This window comes from Streptomyces yokosukanensis, assembly GCF_001514035.1.
Classification (GTDB): Bacteria; Actinomycetota; Actinomycetes; order Streptomycetales; family Streptomycetaceae; genus Streptomyces; species Streptomyces yokosukanensis.
The window spans coordinates 26,153-43,949 of record NZ_KQ948211.1 but is presented as its reverse complement, the minus strand read 5'-3'; the positions used below and the strand labels follow the sequence as shown (position 1 = coordinate 43,949).

13 protein-coding genes and 1 pseudogene are annotated in these 17,797 nt (G+C 72.6%); 4 read left to right on the top strand and 10 right to left on the bottom strand.

The annotated features are described in order from the left end of the window. Positions 1-31 precede the first annotated feature (31 nt). Positions 32-925, bottom strand: a complete 894-nt coding sequence (locus tag AQI95_RS15705; RefSeq protein ID WP_067123305.1) for a TIGR01777 family oxidoreductase — start codon at positions 923-925, stop codon at positions 32-34. Between the two features lie 65 nt (positions 926-990). On the opposite strand from AQI95_RS15705, the gene AQI95_RS15700 reads away from it, so the two are divergent. Next, the gene (locus tag AQI95_RS15700) at positions 991-1,470 is read left to right on the top strand and encodes a GNAT family N-acetyltransferase (RefSeq protein WP_067123302.1); all 480 of its coding nucleotides are present in this window, start codon (positions 991-993) and stop codon (positions 1,468-1,470) included. Between the two features lie 12 nt (positions 1,471-1,482). Here the strand turns inward: AQI95_RS15700 and AQI95_RS15695 are convergent, their stop codons facing one another. Beyond that, a complete protein-coding gene (locus tag AQI95_RS15695) occupies positions 1,483-2,667 on the bottom strand; it encodes a MarP family serine protease (RefSeq protein ID WP_067123299.1) in 1,185 nt (394 codons plus the stop codon). Between the two features lie 446 nt (positions 2,668-3,113). Here AQI95_RS15695 and AQI95_RS44875 point away from each other — a divergent pair. Next, a pseudogene (locus tag AQI95_RS44875) lies at positions 3,114-3,845 on the top strand (peptidoglycan recognition protein family protein); the annotation flags it as partial. 294 nt (positions 3,846-4,139) lie between these two features. Beyond that, on the top strand, positions 4,140-4,373 hold the full coding sequence (locus AQI95_RS15685; RefSeq protein WP_067123296.1) for a hypothetical protein: 234 nt from the start codon (positions 4,140-4,142) through the stop codon (positions 4,371-4,373). Positions 4,374-4,384: 11 nt separating this feature from the next. Here the strand turns inward: AQI95_RS15685 and AQI95_RS15680 are convergent, their stop codons facing one another. Next, positions 4,385-4,903 (bottom strand): DUF4240 domain-containing protein, encoded by a 519-nt coding sequence (locus AQI95_RS15680; RefSeq protein WP_067123294.1) that lies wholly within the window; start codon positions 4,901-4,903, stop codon positions 4,385-4,387. Positions 4,904-4,969: 66 nt separating this feature from the next. Next, entirely contained in the window at positions 4,970-5,956 is a 987-nt protein-coding gene (locus AQI95_RS15675) for a helix-turn-helix transcriptional regulator (protein ID WP_067123291.1), read from the bottom strand. A 95-nt stretch (positions 5,957-6,051) separates the two neighbouring features. Here AQI95_RS15675 and AQI95_RS15670 point away from each other — a divergent pair, with 95 nt between their 5' ends. After that, positions 6,052-7,581, top strand: a complete 1,530-nt coding sequence (locus AQI95_RS15670; protein WP_067123287.1) for a serine/threonine-protein kinase — start codon at positions 6,052-6,054, stop codon at positions 7,579-7,581. A gap of 69 nt (positions 7,582-7,650) precedes the next feature. On the opposite strand, the gene aceE is transcribed toward AQI95_RS15670, so the two are convergent. The 6 genes from aceE to AQI95_RS15640 form a co-directional block, all read right to left on the bottom strand. After that, positions 7,651-10,353, bottom strand: a complete 2,703-nt coding sequence (aceE, locus tag AQI95_RS15665; RefSeq protein ID WP_067123283.1) for a pyruvate dehydrogenase (acetyl-transferring), homodimeric type — start codon at positions 10,351-10,353, stop codon at positions 7,651-7,653. A gap of 269 nt (positions 10,354-10,622) precedes the next feature. Next, positions 10,623-11,246 (bottom strand): GntR family transcriptional regulator, encoded by a 624-nt coding sequence (locus AQI95_RS15660; RefSeq protein ID WP_067123280.1) that lies wholly within the window; start codon positions 11,244-11,246, stop codon positions 10,623-10,625. Between the two features lie 208 nt (positions 11,247-11,454). Next, the gene (gene sucB / locus AQI95_RS15655) at positions 11,455-13,224 is read right to left on the bottom strand and encodes a 2-oxoglutarate dehydrogenase, E2 component, dihydrolipoamide succinyltransferase (RefSeq protein WP_067123277.1); all 1,770 of its coding nucleotides are present in this window, start codon (positions 13,222-13,224) and stop codon (positions 11,455-11,457) included. Positions 13,225-13,284: 60 nt separating this feature from the next. Next, the gene (lpdA, locus tag AQI95_RS15650; protein WP_067123274.1) at positions 13,285-14,673 is read right to left on the bottom strand and encodes a dihydrolipoyl dehydrogenase; all 1,389 of its coding nucleotides are present in this window, start codon (positions 14,671-14,673) and stop codon (positions 13,285-13,287) included. A gap of 267 nt (positions 14,674-14,940) precedes the next feature. Then, positions 14,941-16,476: a leucyl aminopeptidase gene (locus AQI95_RS15645; RefSeq protein WP_067123272.1), complete on the bottom strand. Its 1,536-nt coding sequence runs from the start codon at positions 16,474-16,476 to the stop codon at positions 14,941-14,943. Between the two features lie 427 nt (positions 16,477-16,903). Beyond that, positions 16,904-17,512 carry an RDD family protein gene (locus tag AQI95_RS15640; RefSeq protein ID WP_067123269.1) on the bottom strand — a complete coding sequence of 203 codons (609 nt, stop codon included), beginning with the start codon at positions 17,510-17,512 and terminating at the stop codon, positions 16,904-16,906. Positions 17,513-17,797 lie beyond the last annotated feature (285 nt).

Sequence of the window (17,797 nt, the reverse complement as noted above, 5' to 3'; positions counted from 1 at the left end):
TCGCGTACGTCGGACCGTGGCATCGGGTGCCTCAGGCCGCCCGGATCGCCTCGTCGATCCCCGCGAGCGCGAACCGGAACCCCGACTCCAACAGCCGCTTCGGCACCACCCGTTGGCTGCCCAGCACATCCCCGGCCAGCTCGCCCAGCACCGCCCGCAGCACCGGCGCCGGCACCGGGAAGGGGGCCGGTCGGTGCAGCACCCGCGCCATCGCCGCCGTGATCTCACGGTTCGTCAGCGGCTCGGGTGCCGTCAGATTGAACGGCCCGGACAGGTTCTCGCCGTCGATGAGATGCCGGATCGCGGCGACCTCGTCGTGCAGCGCGATGTACGACCAGTACTGCCGTCCGTCGCCCAGCCGCCCCCCGAGCCCCGCGCGGAACAGCGGGAACAGCCGTCCCCAGGCTCCGCCGCCCCGGGCCACCACCAGCCCCGTCCGCACGAACACCGTCCGCACGCCCGCCTCCTGCGCGGGCGCCGCCGCCTCCTCCCACTCCACGCACAGCGAGGGCAGGAATCCGTCGCCCGGCGGCGCCTGCTCGTCCACCACCCGGTCGCCGGTGTCGCCGTAGATGCCGATCGCGCTGCCACTGACGAAGACCCGCGGCGGTTCGGGCAGCGCGGCCACCGCCTCCGCCAGCGCGGCCGTGCCCAGCACCCGGCTGTCCCTCAGCCGCCGCTTGTACGCCGCCGTCCAGCGCCGGTCGCCGATCCCGGCCCCGGCCAGATCGACCACCGCCGTACAGCCGGCGAGCCCCGCCGCATCCACGTACTGCCCCTCGGGGTCCCAGCAGACCTCGTCCGGCCCGGCCGCCGCCCGGCGCACCAGCCGTACCACCTCGTGCCCGTCCGCGGTCAGGGACCGCACCAGGGCGCTGCCGATGAGCCCGGACGCGCCGGCCACCGCGATTCGCGTACGTTCCATGGTCCCAGCATGCCCGTGCGAAAACCCCGTGGGGTGCCTGCGACGCCCGCCGTAGGGTGACCGTCATGCCAGAGCCGTACATACGCATCGCCGTGGCCGACGACGAGGAGGGCCTCGTGGTCCTCGACCGCGCCACCTGGTCCACCCTGCACGCCGTCTCGCCCCCGCCCGAGGCGCCGTTCTTCGACGAGCGCCATGTCCCGGCGGACTACCTGGTCGCCGAGACCGACGGGCGCCTCGTCGGCTACATCCGCCTGGCCGTCCCGACCCGGCTCGCCTCCAACGCGCACGTCCTGCAGATCCAGGGCCTCGCCGTCGCCGACGAGGCGCGCGGGCAGGGCCTCGGACGGGCGCTGATCCGGGCCGCCGTCGAGGAGGCGCGCGGTCGCGGGGCACGCCGGCTGAGCCTGCGCGTGCTCGGGCACAACGCGCCGGCCCGCGCGCTGTACGAGGCCGAGGGGTTCGCCGTCGAGGGTGTGCAGCCCGAGGAGTTCCTCCTCGACGGCGTCTACGTCGACGACATACTCATGGGCCGCAAGCTGTGACCGGGGCGAGGGTCAGGAACTGACCAACTGGCCCGTGTCCACCGGTGCCGTCGCCGTCGCCGCGCGCTGCGCGTCGCCCGCCACCTCGTCCGCCGTCAGCACGTACCCCGTCTCGGCGTCCGAGGTGGAGCGGGCGAAGACCACCCCGAACACCTTGCCGTTCGTGGTCAGCAGCGGGCCGCCGGAGTTGCCCGGCCGGACCGTGGACCGGATCGAGTAGATGTCCCGGGTGACCGTGGCGTCGCTGTAGATGTTCTGCCCGGTCGCCTGCACCCGGCTCGCCACCGTCGCCGCCTGCAGATTCAGGCCGCCGTCCTGCGGATAGCCCGCGACCACCGCCGAGTCGCCGCGCGTCGCGCTCGTGTCGAAGCGCAGCACCGGGGCGCGCAGGCCCGGCACATACAGCACCGCGACGTCCCGGTCGGGGTCGAAGAGCACCACCCGGGCCTCGTACGACGGGCCGACCCCGCCGATCCGGACGCTCGGGCGGTCGATGCCCGCCACCACATGGGCGTTGGTCATCACATGCTGCGCGGAGTAGACGAAACCGCTGCCCTCGCGGCCCTCGCTGCCCGACACGCCCTCGATCTTGACCGTGCTCAGCTTCGCGGCGTCCGTCGCCGACGCGGTGACGCTGTCGCCGGAGGGCCGGGCCACCCGGGCCGTCGACTCGTTCTCGAACGGGTTGAAGACCTGCGGGAAGCCCGCCTCGGTCAGCGCCGACGTGGCCCGCGAGAACCACGCGGGCGTGGTGTCCGGCATCGCCTGCTGCACCGCGCCCAGCAGCGTCGAGTTCCGTATCGCCGTCGTCAGCGTCTGGGACGGGGCCGCGCCCAGGACGCTCGCCGCCACCCAGGCCACGATCAGCACGGCGACCGAGTTCGCCGCCGCGCCCCCTATCCCGTCCACGACCCGCAGCGGACCGCGGTCCAGCTCGCCGCGCAGGCGCAGCGCCAGCCGGCCCGCCAGCTCGTGCCCCACCACCGCCGGCACCAGCACCGTCGACACCGCGAGCACGGTCGCCTGCGCCGTGCCGCGCTCCACCAGGCCGGTCACCCACGGCAGCACCCACACCCCGACGACGGCACCGCCGACGAACCCGGCCAGCGAGACACAGCCGGCCACCAGCCCGCGCCGGTATCCGGACGCCGCGTAGACGATGATCACCAGCGCAAGCACCAGGTCGAGCAGGTCCACGGAGCCGCCTTTCTCTCGGACCCCTCAGTACGAACGGGTCGGGGCCGGTGATCAGTCACCCACCCACACAGGAGCGCGGTCACCGGGCGGCGAACCGGCCACGTATGTGTGTACCCCCAGAAACGTCCCGGACCGGGACGATGGTTCCGCCAGGTGGCACAGCGCACATCGCGGGCACGGCCCGGCGGCCCGAGAGTGGGATCATGTTCGCCGTCCGAAGAACACTGGAGAAGCCCGGGTCCCCGCAGACACCGAGGACACCGGAGACCGAGGCGGGGAGGGCCCCGCGGACGTCGGGGACCCCCGAGAGACCGGCGCCGGGCGCACCGGATATACCAGATATATCGGGTGCCTCGGGCATATCGGAGATCCCGGGGAACGCTCGGACTCCCCAAGCACCGGGTACCCGCAGCCGCTTCGCCCCGCGCGTACCCGGGGCGCTGCTGATCCTGCTGGGCGTGCTGCCCGGCCTGGTGGCGATCGTCGCGCTCGGCCTGTGCGCCGGCGGCGCCGAGCACACCGGCGTGGCCCGCCCCGACGGGCCGGTTCCGGCCCGTGCCCCGGCCGTCCACCGCGCCGACCGGCCGCACATCCTGCCCCGCTCCGTCTGGCTGGGCATCGCCGGGCGCCCCCAGCCGCCCCCGCGCTACGACGACAAAGTGGTCGCCGTCTTCCTCCACCACACCGACTCGCCGGGCGGATACGCCTGCGCCGACGCCCCGAGCATCATCCGCCACCTGTACGCCGGCCAGACCGATGTGCGCCACTGGGACGACATCGGCTACAACTTCCTCGTCGACCGCTGCGGCACCATCTACGAGGGCCGCGCCGGAGGCGTCGAGCGGGCCGTCACCGGCGCCCACACCCAGGGCTTCAACCACGGCACCGCCGGGATCGCCGCGATCGGCACCTTCACCGCCGGCGTCCCCGTGCCCCGGGCCATGACCGACGCGATCGCCGCCCTGGTCGCCTGGAAGCTCGGCCTCGCCGACGTCGACCCGCGCGTGAGCGTCCGCCTGGTCTCCAGCAACAGCCGCAGCCGCTTCAAGGTCGGCACCATGGCCACCCTGCCCGCCCTGGCCGGCCACACCGACGGCTTCATGACCAGCTGTCCCGGCGCCGCCCTCACCGCCCGGCTCCCCGAGATCAGGGAGAAGGCCGCCCGTCTCCAGGGCCGGACCACCTCCGTGCCCTTCCTGGCCGGGACCACCCCCGTGCCCCTGCCGAGCCGGATCACCCCCGCGCCCCTCCAGCGCTGGATGACCCCCGTGCCCCTGCAGAGCCGGATCGCCCCCGCGCCCCCGCAGAGCGGGACCACCCCCGTGCCCCTCCTGGGCCGGACCGCTCCCTCGCCCTTCCTGAGCCCGTTCGCCCCCGCGCCGCCCACAGGAACCCCCTAGGCGCCACGCAGCTTTCCCCGAGCCCCGGGCCCTACGGTCGGGGACGACACCAGCAGTCCGGAGGTGGGCATCATGACCAGTAGTCGTACGCGTGCCGAGACCCCCGAGCGAGTGCGCCGGACGCGCAGCGCACACGGACCGTGGGCGGCGGTCCGCGCCGCCGCCACGGTCGTCCTCGGCCCGGCCGAGGCGGTCGCGTCCGCCCTCGACCAGGCCAACGCCGCGCCGCTGCGCCACACGGCGCGCTCCGGCCGGGCCCAGGCCCGGCTGCCGGCCGGCGCCACCCGCAGGCGCACGGCCGGCTGAACCGGGGCCGGCTACTCCCGGAACCGGTCCCACAGCCGGGGAAACCGTTCGGCGAGGGCCTGCTCGTTCTCGAAGGCCACCGGCGCGCCCGCCGGCTCGGCGGGCGCCGGAGCGATGCCCAGGTCCGGTGCGACGGTGCCGGTCAGCTGCTCGTAGGCCTCGTCCGCCGCATAACCCAGTTCCTCGCCGTCGCCGTCGATCTCCTCGTCGAACTCGCCGAGCAGCTCGGCCAGCGAGTCCGGCTCGTGCAGGGCGCCCTCGTAGACCTCCCGGCCCTGGCCGATCAGCCAGCAGCGGAAGAAGTCGAAGGCGTCGTCGCTGGCCCCGTCCAGCAGCACCCAGGCGGCGCCCCACAGGTCCCAGCGGTAGGCGCGGTTGTAGCGGGCCTCGAAATGACGGGCGAAGTCCAGGACCAGCTCCGGGTCCAGCTGGAGCAGCCGGTCCACGAGCGCGTCGGCCTGTTCCTCGGGGTCGCCCTCGGCGGTCTCGCGCGTGGCGTCGATCAGCTCCCAGAACTCCGTCTCGTCCATCACGGCACCAGCATCGGGCCTCCGTCCGTGGGACGCACGCGGAGTGGGCCGGCGTGCGGCGGATCGTTATGCGGCGCCCGCGGGGCCGTACAGCGCCGCGAGCCGGGCGGCGTCCGCCGCGAACCGCTCCCGCAGGCTCTGCGGAGCCAGTACCTCGGCCTCCGCCCCGAGCGCCGTCAGCTGCGCGTAGGCGACCTCCTCGGACTCCACCGGCACCGTCACCGTCAACCAGCCCACCCCGTCCGGCTCGCCCGGCCCGCTCAGCGCGGCACGCGCCGACACCGGCTCGACGGCGTACCGCAGCCGGCGCACGCCCTGCGGGGACAGCCGTACGACGACCTCGGTGCTCAGGATCGAGCGCGCGAACCGCTCGGCCTGCTCGGCCCAGTGGCCGGGCAGATCGAAGTCCGAATCACGGGCGAACCGTTCCTCCAGGGGATCCACGGCGCTGAACCGGTCGATCCGATAGGTCCGGAAGGAGCCGCCGTCCGCCGCCCGCGCGCACAGGTACCAGACGCCCGCCTTCAGCACGAGCCCGTACGGCTCCAGCAGCCGCTCGACCTCCTGCGCGCCCCGCCGGTACCGGGCGGTGACCCGGCGGTCGTCCCACACCGCCTGTGCGACCACCGGCAGCAGCGCGGGCGTCTTCGGCTCCTGGAACCAGGCGGGCGCGTCCAGGTGGAACCGCCGGGCGGCGCTGTCCGGGGCGTCGCGCAGCGACGGCAGCAGCGCCGCGGCGACCTTCAGCCGGGCCGCGGACGCGGCGTCCTCCAGTCCCATCTCCCGGAGCGCCCCCGGCACCCCGCTCAGGAACAGCGCTTCCGCCTCGCTCCTGGCCAGCCCCGTCAGTCGCGTCCGGTACCCGCCGACCAGCCGGTAGCCGCCGGCCCGGCCCCGGTCCGCGTAGACCGGCACCCCCGCCTCCGACAGCGCCTGCGCGTCGCGGGTGACCGTCCGCTCCGACACCTCCAGCTCCCGCGCGAGTTCGGCGGCGGTCATGGACGGCCGGGACTGCAGAAGGAGCACCATCTTGATGAGCCGGGCCGCACGCATGCCGTCAGCCTGCCACGAAGCCTGCCGGCCCGGCGGTGATCTCCTAGGCTTGGGGCACCTCTTGAGGCACCTGGGGAACGGGGAAGGGGCGGGGCATGCGGGGGGAGATCCTCGACGGCCGGTACGAACTGGTCGAACGGCTGGGCCGAGGCGGCATGGGGCAGGTGTGGGCGGCCCGGGACGCGCGGATGCAGCGGGACGTGGCGGTCAAGCTCGTCACCGCGCTGCCGCGGATCGGCGAGCACGAGACCTTTCTGCGGTTCCGCCGCGAGATCAGGTCGGCGGCACGGCTGCCCGGCCGGTACACCGTCATCGCCCATGACTGCGGCGAGGCCGTCCTGGACGGCGAACGCGTGCTCTACATGGTGATGGAGCGGCTGACCGGGCGGACCCTCGCCGACGCCGTCGCGCAGGAACGACCCTCCTGGCAGCGGGCCGTCGCCTGGACCCGGCAGGTCGCCGCCGCGCTGGACGCCGCGCACCGGCAGGGCATCGTGCACCGGGACATCAAGCCGGAGAACGTCATGTTCGACGCCGACGGCGACCTGAAGGTGCTGGACTTCGGCATCGCCAAGTTCCTCGGCGACACCGTGCTCGTCAGCGGCCTCACCGGCACGGGCGTCGCCATCGGCAGCCTGCTGTACATGTCACCGGAGCAGGCGCGCGGCGAACGCACCGTGGATCACCGCACCGACCTGTACTCCCTGGGCTGCCTGCTCTACTTCATGCTCACCGGCAAGCCCCCGCTCGTCGCCGACAACGCGTACGCGCAGCTGGCTCTGCTGATCGACGGCGAGATCGAGCCACCGCACCGGCTGAACCCCGCCATACCGTCGGAACTGAGCGACTTCGTCGTCGACCTGCTGGCGCGGGACCCCGAGGACCGGCCGGCCTCCGCACGCTCGGTCGCGGACCGGCTGGCCCGCGTGGCCGGGCCGGCCGGACCGCCCGCATCGGCCCCCTCCGCCCACAGGACCCTCGCCTCGGCCCGGGCCGAGGCCGACGAGGCACGCAGGTCGGCCGAGGAGGCCGCCGCCCAGGTGATGACGATGACGGAGGAGGCGGCCGCTCGGATACGCGCCCAAACCGAGCAGGACGTCATCGCGATGCGCGCGGCGGCGGACCAGTACGCCCAGCGCAGGCGTGAGACGGCGGACGCCCTCTTTGAGGAGACCCGGGCCAAGGCCGCGCAGGCCGCCGCCGACTTCGAGACGGGCCTGGCCCAGCGCCGCGAGCGGTCCGAGCGGGATCTGGCCACGCGGCAGCAGAGGGCGGAGAAACGGCTCGCGGAGATCGAGGAGAGGGCCGAGCAGCTGAGCCTGGAGGCCGAGAAGCTCCGCACCGACGCCGAACGCCGGGCCCGGCAGACGGTGGCGGCGGCCACCCGGCAGGCCGAGTCCGTCCTCGCCGAGGCGGAGGAGAAAGCCGACCGCATCCTCCCGAACCACGCGCTGACCGGACTGCGCGACACCGTGGCCGCGATCATCGCCGACAGCAGGTTCACCCCGGTCGGCGGGCTGGTCGAGAAGCGCGCCACCATCCTGCGCCAGCTGACCGAACTGCACACGGCGCTGTCCGGCTTCGAGGAGCCCCCGAGCGGCCGGGAATCGTCCCCGCAGGGATGACGAAACGCCGTCGCGGCGGAGGTGGCAGCCACCTCCGCCGCGACGGCGCTCGGTCGGTCGGGCGGGCTCTTACAGCCCGTACTTCTCCCGGGCCTCCTTGACCGCGGTGGCCTTCACCTCGCCGCGCCGGGCGAGCTGGGCCAGGGCCGCGACGACGATCGACTCGGCGTCGACGCCGAAGTGGCGGCGGGCGGCCTCACGGGTGTCCGACAGACCGAAGCCGTCGGCGCCCAGCGAGGACCAGTCCTGCTCGACCCACTGTGCGATCTGGTCAGGGACCTGGCGCATGTAGTCGGACACCGCGAGGACCGGACCCTCGGCGCCCTGCAGCGCCTGGCGGACGAACGGCACGCGCTCCTCGCCGCGCAGCAGGGCCGCGTCGGCCTCCAGCGCGTCGCGGCGCAGCTCCGACCAGGAGGTCGCGGACCACACGTCGGCGGCCACGCCCCACTCCTCGGCGAGCAGCCGCTGCGCCTGGAGGGTCCAGTGGATCGCCGTACCGGAGCCCAGCAGCTGGATGCGCGGGGCGTTGGCGGCCGGGGACAGACCGGCGGACTCCACCGTGTTGAAGCGGTACAGGCCCTTGACGATGCCCTCGTCGATGCCGAGGCCCTGCGGCTTGGCGGGCTGCGGCATCGGCTCGTTGTAGACCGTCAGGTAGTAGAAGACGTTCTGGTCCTCGCCCGGCTTGGCCTCGCCGTACATCCGGCGCAGACCCTCACGGACGATCACCGCGATCTCGTAGGCGAAGGCGGGGTCGTACGTCAGCGCGGCCGGGTTGGTGGCGGCGATGACCGGGGAGTGGCCGTCCGCGTGCTGCAGGCCCTCACCGGTGAGGGTCGTACGGCCGGCGGTCGCGCCGACGAGGAAGCCGCGGCCGAGCTGGTCGCCGAGCTGCCACATCTGGTCGGCGGTGCGCTGCCAGCCGAACATCGAGTAGAAGATGTAGAACGGGATCATCGCCTCGCCGTGCGTCGCGTACGCGGTGGACGCGGCGATGAAGTCGGCCATCGAACCGGCCTCGGTGATCCCCTCGTTGAGGATCTGGCCGTTCTTGGCCTCCTTGTAGTACATCAGCTGGTCGCGGTCGACCGGCTCGTACGTCTGGCCCTTGGGGGAGTAGATCCCGAGCGAGGGGAACAGCGACTCCATACCGAAGGTGCGCGCCTCGTCGGGGACGATCGGCACCCAGCGCCTGCCCGTCTCCTTGTCGCGGACCAGGTCCTTGACCAGGCGGACGAAGGCCATCGTCGTCGCCACGTTCTGCGAGCCGGAGCCCTTGTCGAAGGAGGCGAAGGCCTTCTCGGCCGGGGCCGGCAGCGGGGCCAGCGCGTGCGTACGGCGGGCCGGGGCGGGGCCGCCGAGGGCCGCGCGGCGCTCCTGGAGGTAGCGGACCTCGGGGGAGTCGGCGCCCGGGTGGCCGTAGGGGACCACGCCGTCGACGAAGTCGCTGTCCTTGATCGGCAGGCCGAGCAGGTCGCGCATCGTCTTGAACTCGTCCACCGTCAGCTTCTTCATCTGGTGGTTGGCGTTCTTCGACGCGAAGCCCTCGCCGAGGGTGTGGCCCTTGACCGTCTGGGCCAGGATCACGGTCGGCGCGCCCTTGTGCTCGACGGCGGCCTTGTACGCGGCGTAGACCTTGCGGGCCTCGTGGCCGCCGCGCGAGAGGTGGAAGCACTCGAGGATCTTGTCGTCGCTCAGCAGCTTCGCCATCTCGGCGAGCGCCGGGTCCTTGCCGAAGAAGTCGGCGCGGATGTAGGCGGCGTCACGGGTCTGGTACGTCTGGACCTGCGCGTCCGGTACCTCGCGCAGGCGGCGTACCAGCGCGCCCGTGGTGTCGAGGGCGAACAGCTCGTCCCAGGCGGAGCCCCAGAGCGACTTGACGACGTTCCAGCCGGCGCCGCGGAACTGGGCCTCCAGCTCCTGCACGATCTTGAAGTTGGCGCGGACCGGACCGTCGAGGCGCTGCAGGTTGCAGTTGATGACGAAGGTCAGGTTGTCGAGGCCCTCGCGGGAGGCGAGCGCGAGTGCGGCCGTCGACTCCGGCTCGTCCATCTCGCCGTCGCCGAGGAACGCCCACACGTGCGAGGCGGAGACGTCCTTGATGCCGCGGTTGGTGAGGTAGCGGTTGAAGCGCGCCTGGTAGATGGCGGAGAGCGGGCCGAGGCCCATCGACACCGTCGGGAACTCCCACAGCCAGGGCAGCCGGCGCGGGTGCGGGTACGACGGCAGGCCGTTGCCGCCGGCCTCCTGGCGGAAGTTGTCCAGGTGCGCCTCGTTCAGGCGGCCGTCGAGGAAGGCGCGGGCGTAGATACCGGGGGAGGCGTGGCCCTGGATGTACAGCTGGTCGCCGGAGCCGTCGCCCTCCTTGCCCTTGAAGAAGTGGTTGAAGCCGGTCTCGTACAGCCACGCGGCGGAGGCGAAGGTGGCGATGTGGCCGCCGACGCCGTGCTTGCTGCCCCGGGTCACCATCGCGGCCGCGTTCCAGCGGTTCCAGGCGGTGATCCGGGCCTCCATCTCCGGGTCACCGGGCAGGCCCGGCTCCGCGGAGGTGGGGATGGTGTTGACGTAGTCGGTCTCGAGGAGCTTCGGCAGCGCGATGCCGCCCGCCTCGGCGCGCTCCAGCGTGCGCCGCATCAGGTACGCGGCGCGGTGCGGCCCGGCCTCCCGGGCGACGGCGTCGAGGGAGGCCTGCCATTCGGCGGTCTCCTCCGGGTCGCGGTCGGGGAGCTGGTCGAGCGCGCTCGGCTGGATGGCGTTGGGGTCGGTCATGTCGCCGCCTTCCTCAGTCGAAGGGGGTTCCCTCATCGGTAAGGGTTCGGGGGTGCCCTAGGTCTTTGGCAGGACAGGGCGTGGACTTCGGTGGAAGTCCGTCGGTGACTGTAACTCCCTGATCGATGATCGATCAAAGGGTTGAGGGCGAAAACCTCTTGATTTGGAGAAAGTAGGCACCCGGTGCCTTCGAGGGAGACACCGGGTGCCGTAGTTTGGTGGCGTTTTCGCAGGTGAGCAGGGTTGTGCTCGGGTGGTCGCGCAGGCTCTCAGGCGCGCGGCGCGCACCCCAGGACATGTGCCTTCACCAGTTCCGCGATCCGCGGATCCCGGCGCTTGAACGCCTGCACCAGCTCCTCGTGCTCCTCCGCGTACGACTGCTGGACCGTGCCCAGCCAGCGGATGGACAGCGCCGTGAAGACCTCGATGCCGAGCCCTTCCCAGGTGTGCAGGAGCACCGAGTTGTGCGCGGCGCGCACGAGTTCGCGGTGGAAGCCGACCGTGTGGCGGACCTGGGCGGTGCCGTCGGTGTTGCGGTCGGCCTCGTACAGGGCCAGGACGTGCGGCTCCAGGGCCGAGCAGTCCTGCGCGAGGCGGTCGGCCGCCAGCTCCGCCGCGATGGCCTCCAGACCGGCGCGGACCGGGTAGCTCTCCTCCAGGTCGGCCGCGGTCAGGTTGCGGACCCTGACGCCCTTGTTCGGCGCGGACTCGATGAGCCGGAGGGACTCCAGCTCGCGCAGGGCCTCACGGACCGGGGTCTGGCTGACCTCCAGCTCGGTGGCGATACGGCGCTCCACGATGCGCTCGCCCGGCTGCCAGCGCCCGCTGACGATTCCTTCCACGATGTGCTCGCGGATCTGTTCGCGCAGCGAGTGGACGACGGGCGCGGTCATGGAGGCTCCTTAGGGAGGGCTGACGTTTAGACAATACGGCGGGTTCGCTCCGTGGGTGGGGCGCGCGGCGGTGCTTTTGCGCAGGTGAGACGAGGCTTACACGCAACGTGCGCCGACAAACACGACACCCCGCCCGGAAAGCTCCGGACGGGGTGTCGTACACGCACAAGGCCCAAGGACCTGCGGGACCGGCCCGCAGGCCGGCGGGTCACAGACCCAGCTCGACCTCGAACTCGCCCGCCTCCAGGATCGCCTTGACCGCCGTCAGGTAACGGGCCGCGTCGGCGCCGTCGACCAGGCGGTGGTCGTAGGAGAGGGTCAGGTAGGTCATGTCGCGGACGCCGATGACCGTGCCCTCCTCGGTCTCGATGACGGCCGGACGCTTGACCGTGGCACCGATGCCGAGGATCGCGACCTGGTTCGGCGGCACGATGATCGTGTCGAACAGCGCGCCGCGCGAGCCGGTGTTGGAGATGGTGAAGGTCGCGCCGGACAGCTCGTCCGGAGTGATCTTGTTGGCGCGGACCTTGCCCGCAAGGTCGGCCGTGGCCTTGGAGATGCCCGCGATGTTGAGGTCGCCGGCGCCCTTGATGACCGGGGTCATCAGGCCCTTCTCGGAGTCCACCGCGATACCGATGTTCTCGGTGTCGAAGTAGGTGATCGTGCCCTCGGCCTCGTTGATCCGGGCGTTGATGACCGGGTGGGCCTTCAGCGCCTGGGCGGCGGCCTTGACGAAGAACGGCATCGGGGAGAGCTTGACGCCCTCGCGGGCCGCGAAGCCGTCCTTCGCCTTGGCGCGCAGCTTCATCAGACGGGTGACATCGACCTCGACGACCGACGACAGCTGGGCCTGCTCGTGCAGCGCCTTGACCATGTTGTCGCCGATGACCTTGCGGATGCGGGTCATCTTGACGGTCTGGCCGCGCAGCGGGGAGACCTCCAGCGCCGGGGCCTTCTTCGCGGCGGCCGGGGCGGCGGCAGCGGCCGGAGCCGGAGCGGTGGCGGCGGCCTTCGCGGCCTCGGCGGCGGCGATGACGTCCTGCTTGCGGATACGGCCGCCGACGCCGGTGCCCTTGACGGCGGCCAGGTCGACGCCGTTCTCGGCGGCGAGCTTGCGCACCAGCGGGGTCACGTAGGCGCCCTCGTCGGTCGCCTGGGTGGCGGTCGGGGAGGACGGCGCGGTGGCCGGGACGACCGGAGCCGGGGCGGGCGCCGGGGCCGCGGGCGCGACCGGGGCGGCAGCGGCGGGCACGGCCGGAGCCGGAGCCGGGGCGACCGGGGCCGCGGGGGCGACCGGGGCCGGGGCGGCGGCGACGGGCGCCGGGGCCGGGGCGGCCGGAGCCGGAGCGGCGGCCGGGGCGGCACCCGGGGCACCGATGACAGCGAGCTTGGCGCCGACCTCGGCGGTCTCGTCCTCGCCGACCACGATCTCCAGGAGCACGCCGGAGGCGGGCGCCGGGATCTCGGTGTCGACCTTGTCCGTGGAGACCTCGAGCAGCGGCTCGTCGGCCTCGACGGAGTCGCCGACCGACTTCAGCCAGCGGGTGACGGTGCCCTCGGTGACGGACTCACCGAGCGCGGGCAGGACCACGTCCGTGCCGGTGGCGCCACCGGCCGGGGCGGCCGGGGCGGCGGCGGGGGCGGCCGGGGCCTCGGCGACCGGGGCCGGGGCGGCGACCGGGGCGGCCGGAGCCGGGGCCTCGGCAGCGGCGGGGGCCGGGGCGGCCGCGGGGGCGCCGGTGCCGTCGTCGATCACGGCCAGCTCGGCGCCGACCTCGACGGTCTCGTCCTCGGCGACCTTGATGGAGGCCAGCACGCCGGAGGCCGGCGAGGGGATCTCGGTGTCGACCTTGTCCGTCGAGACCTCGAGCAGCGGCTCGTCGGCCTCGACGCGCTCGCCCTCGGCCTTCAGCCAGCGGGTGACAGTGCCCTCGGTGACGCTCTCACCGAGCGCCGGAAGGGTTACGGAAACCGCCATGGTTTCGGTTGCTCCTAACGAATTGCGGAAGTCTTGTCGTCGCGCCCGTTGACCGAAGGCTCAGTCGTGGGAGTGCAGGGGCTTGCCGGCGAGCGCCAGGTGCGCCTCGCCCATCGCCTCGTTCTGCGTCGGGTGGGCGTGGATGAGCTGGGCGACCTCGGCCGGCAGCGCCTCCCAGTTGTAGATCAGCTGGGCTTCGCCGACCTGCTCACCCATGCGGTCGCCGACCATGTGGACGCCGACCACGGCACCGTCCTTGACCTGGACGAGCTTGATCTCGCCCGCGGTGTTCAGGATCTTGCTCTTGCCGTTGCCCGCCAGGTTGTACTTCAGAGCGACGACCTTGTCCGCGCCGTAGATCTCCTTGGCCTTGGCCTCGGTGATGCCGACGGAGGCGACCTCCGGGTGGCAGTACGTCACCCGCGGCACACCGTCGTAGTCGACCGGGACGACCTTCAGACCGGCCAGACGCTCCGCCACCAGGATGCCCTCGGCGAAGCCGACGTGCGCGAGCTGGAGCGTCGGGACCAGGTCACCGACGGCGGAGATGGTCGGGACGTTGGTGCGCATGTACTCGTCGACGAGGACGTAGCCGCGGTCCATGGCGACCCCGGCCTCCTCGTAGCCCAGGCCCTGCGAGACCGGCCCGCGTCCGACGGCGACGAGGAGGACCTCGGCCTCGAACTCCTTGCCGTCGACGAGGGTGACCTTCACGCCGTCCTGGGTGTACTCGGCCTTCTGGAAGAAGGTGCCGAGGTTGAACTTGATGCCGCGCTTGCGGAACGCGCGCTCAAGAAGCTTGGAAGAGTTCTCGTCCTCGACCGGGACGAGGTGCTTCAGGCCCTCGATGACCGTGACGTCCGAGCCGAAGGACTTCCACGCCGAGGCGAACTCGACGCCGATGACACCGCCGCCCAGGATGATCGCGGACTTCGGCACGCGGTCCAGGACGAGGGCGTGGTCGGAGGAGATGATGCGGTTGCCGTCGATCTCCAGGCCCGGCAGCGACTTCGGCACGGAGCCGGTCGCCAGCAGGACGTGGCGGCCCTGGATGCGCTGGCCGTTCACATCGACGGAGGTGGCGGACGACAGCCGGCCCTCACCCTCGATGTAGGTCACCTTGCGGGACGCGATCAGGCCCTGCAGACCCTTGTACAGGCCGGCGATGACGCCGTCCTTGTACTTGTGGACGGCCGGGACGTCGATGCCCTCGAAGGTCGCCTTGACGCCGAACTGCTCGCTCTCGCGGGCCTGGTCGGCGATCTCGCCCGCGTGCAGCAGGGCCTTGGTGGGGATGCAACCCCGGTGCAGGCAGGTGCCGCCGACCTTGTCCTTCTCGATCAGGGCGACGTCCAGGCCCAGCTGCGCCCCGCGCAGGGCCGCGGCGTAACCACCGCTACCACCGCCGAGGATCACTAGGTCGAAAACGGTGCTGGCGTCGTTCGCCACGTCACGTCCTCCATGCATGTGCGCCGTAGGCCGGTCGTCGATGACCGGCGGGCGGCTGGTGTCCGGCCGCTTGATGCTTCGGCCCTTCGGTGGGGGCCCTGTCCTGCCGGGCTCCATCTTTGCACTTGTTCGAGGCGTACGAGACGCCGGGCTGGACTGTGAGACACCCCACTAGAGCGCCCGAAGGGGCGCGGGGAACTGTGCGACCAGCCCCCACGCCCCTGTGGCCGCCCCGAGAACAGGGCGGTCCGAGCCGTTGGGCGAAGGTCAGCCCAGCTCGCCCGCGGCGGTCAGTTCCGCCAGCCGGACCAGCGTCCGCACCGCCGAGCCCGTACCGCCCTTGGGCGTGTACCCGAACGGCCCGCCCTCGTTGAACGCCGGGCCGGCGATGTCGAGGTGCGCCCAGGTGATCCCCTCGCCCACGAACTCGCGCAGGAAGAGACCGGCGACCAGCCCGCCGCCCATCCGCTCGCCCATGTTCGCGATGTCGGCGACCTGGGACTCCATGCCCTTGCGCAGGTGCTCCGGCAGCGGCATCGGCCAGGCCGGCTCGCCGACCTCCTCCGCCGCCTCGTGCACGGTGGAGCGGAACGCGTCGTCGTTGGCCATGACACCGAACGTCCGGCTGCCGAGCGCCAGCATCATGGCGCCGGTGAGGGTCGCGACGTCCACGATCGCGTCCGGCTTCTCCTGCGAGGCCGCCCACAGCGCGTCGGCGAGCACCAGCCGGCCCTCGGCGTCGGTGTTGAGGACCTCGACGGTCTTGCCGCTGAACATGCGCAGTACGTCACCGGGGCGGGTGGCGCTGCCCGACGGCATGTTCTCGGCCAGCGCGAGCCAGCCGGTGACGTTGACCTCCAGGCCGAGGCGGGCGGCGGCGACGACCGCGGCGAACACCGCGGCGGCACCGCTCATGTCGCACTTCATCGTCTCGTTGTGACCGGCCGGCTTCAGCGAGATGCCGCCCGAGTCGTAGGTGATGCCCTTGCCGACGAACGCGAGGTGCTTGTCGGCCTTCGGGTGCGTGTACGACAGCTTGACCAGGCGCGGAGCCGCGGCCGAGCCGCCGCCGACGCCGAGGATGCCGCCGTAGCCGCCCTTGGTCAGGGCCTTCTCGTCGAGCACCTGCACCTTGAGGCCGTGCTCCTTGGCCGCGGCCTGCGCCTCGGCGGCGAACGCCGCCGGGTCGAGGTCGTTCGGCGGCATGTTGATCAGGTCGCGGGAGCGGTTCAGCTCCTCGGCGACCGCGACGGCGCGGGCGAGGGCCCCCTTGTGGGCGGCGTCGCGCGGCTTGCCGCCGAGCAGCGCGGCCTCGGCCAGCGGCGCCTTGCCGTTCTTGGCCCGCGCGTCCTTGGCGCTGTCCTTGTAGACGTCGAAGGAGTACGCGCCGAGCAGGACGCCCTCGCCGATCGCGCCGACGGCGCCCGGACCGTCGATCGGCAGCGCGAACGCGGCCTTCTTCGAGCCGGCGAGCGCACGGGCGGCCACGCCGGCGGCCTTGCGCAGCGCCTCGGCGTCGTAGCCCTCGTCCTCGCTCTTGGCGTCCGGCTCCGCGCCCAGGCCGACCGCCACGACGATCGGGGCCTTGAAGCCGGCCGGCGCGGGCAGCTTCGTCAGCTCGCCCTCGGCACCCGAGGCGCCGAGGGTCTCCAGGACGCCGGCCAGCTTGCCGTCGTACGCCTTGTCCACGGCCTCGGCGCCCGGCGCCACGACGGGGCCCTTGGTGCCCTTGGCGACACCGATCACGATCGCGTCGGCCCGCAGGCCGGGCGCCGCAGAGGTGCTGAGAGTCAGAGCAGTCACGGTGGTGAATTCTCGCTTCCGATGTATTGCGATCCTCGATCGCCCTGTAGGGCCATCGCCGTCAGCAGGGTGGGTGGGCCCGAGAGCCGACCCTAGGTCCATACCTGGGCACAGGTGGCAACCGGGGCCTTCACCCTGTCGGCGAACACCCGGGACGAGACTACGCGCGTGTGCGCCCTCGCTCATTCCTACGGGCGTTCACCTGTGTGTGGCGTCGTGGCCATTTCCGTCTGCTGTACGTCGGCGAACGCGCCATGGTCGTCGCGCTCCGGCGGGCCGGGCGTGCACCGGCTCGTGCGCGGTCGGCCGACTCGCCGGGGCTGCCGGGGAGTCCGCCGGGGGCCAGGGTGTCGTCCCGGCCAAGTGGGCGCCGGAATCGACGAGTTCGGCGCCATGGGCGGGGCGCCGCCGGGCACGGCGCGGGCGCTCACCCCTGGGGCACGTCGCCCGCCGGGCCGGACCGCGCCCCCTGGAGCGCGCCCACCACGGAGGTGCCGGCCAGCCGGTCGGCGAGGGAGCGGCGGCCGGGGAAGAACACCGTCAGCGCGTTGACCAGGAACAGCACCACCGCGACGGCCCACACCAGCGCCGACAGCGCGAACTGCCCCTCGATCAGCAGCACACAGGCCAGTGCGTACACCGCGACGTCGGCGGTGGTGGTGACGACGGCCCGGCGCAGGGTGTGCCGGGGCATCCGCGGGGTGACCCGCAGGCCGAGCAGGCCCTTGCCGAGGGTTCGGCCGAGCAGGGCGAGACAGGCCCACTGGTAGAGGAACGTGACGACGACGAGCGCGCCGAAGGCCTCCTCCACGTCCAGCACGATCTTGTCCCACAGCGACAGGCCGAGGTGCTCGGAGGCGCCGAGGACGTCACCGCGCGAACTGACCAGGTCGAGGCCCCCCTTCGTGGCCAGCGAAGGCACGTCCGTCACCAGGGCGCAGATGCGGTGGAAGGTGAGGATCGCGAGCAGCGTGGCTGCCGTCACGACCAGCGCGAAATCTATGGACCAGGCCAGGCTGCGGCGCAGTTTGAGCACGGATGTCCCCCGAATCACTACTGTCTTGTCCGTGTACGGGCGAAGATCCTAGCCGCCGTCGACCGGGGCACCGGCGACCGGCGAGCAGGGCACTAGGGCCTGTCGGATGGGTCCTGCCGGGCACGCGGGGTCTGGCACGCACTCCCCCAGAGGGGGTGCCCCCAGCCGCGTTGTCGTCACTCGCCGACGCTCCCCCACGCTCGACTGCGCTCGCGCGGGGGGACCCCCACCGTCGACTCCCTCCTCCGCCTTGCGATCGCACGCACCAGACCCCGCTCAGCCGCA

Coding starts and splice junctions, on each gene's coding strand:
- AQI95_RS15705 (WP_067123305.1), bottom strand. CDS start 925: ATGGAACGTACGCGAATCGCGGTGGCCGGCGCGTCCGGGCTCATCGGC.
- AQI95_RS15700 (WP_067123302.1), top strand. CDS start 991: ATGCCAGAGCCGTACATACGCATCGCCGTGGCCGACGACGAGGAGGGC.
- AQI95_RS15685 (WP_067123296.1), top strand. CDS start 4,140: ATGACCAGTAGTCGTACGCGTGCCGAGACCCCCGAGCGAGTGCGCCGG.
- AQI95_RS15680 (WP_067123294.1), bottom strand. CDS start 4,903: ATGGACGAGACGGAGTTCTGGGAGCTGATCGACGCCACGCGCGAGACC.
- AQI95_RS15675 (WP_067123291.1), bottom strand. CDS start 5,956: ATGCGTGCGGCCCGGCTCATCAAGATGGTGCTCCTTCTGCAGTCCCGG.
- AQI95_RS15670 (WP_067123287.1), top strand. CDS start 6,052: ATGCGGGGGGAGATCCTCGACGGCCGGTACGAACTGGTCGAACGGCTG.
- aceE (WP_067123283.1), bottom strand. CDS start 10,353: ATGACCGACCCCAACGCCATCCAGCCGAGCGCGCTCGACCAGCTCCCC.
- AQI95_RS15660 (WP_067123280.1), bottom strand. CDS start 11,246: ATGACCGCGCCCGTCGTCCACTCGCTGCGCGAACAGATCCGCGAGCAC.
- sucB (WP_067123277.1), bottom strand. CDS start 13,224: ATGGCGGTTTCCGTAACCCTTCCGGCGCTCGGTGAGAGCGTCACCGAG.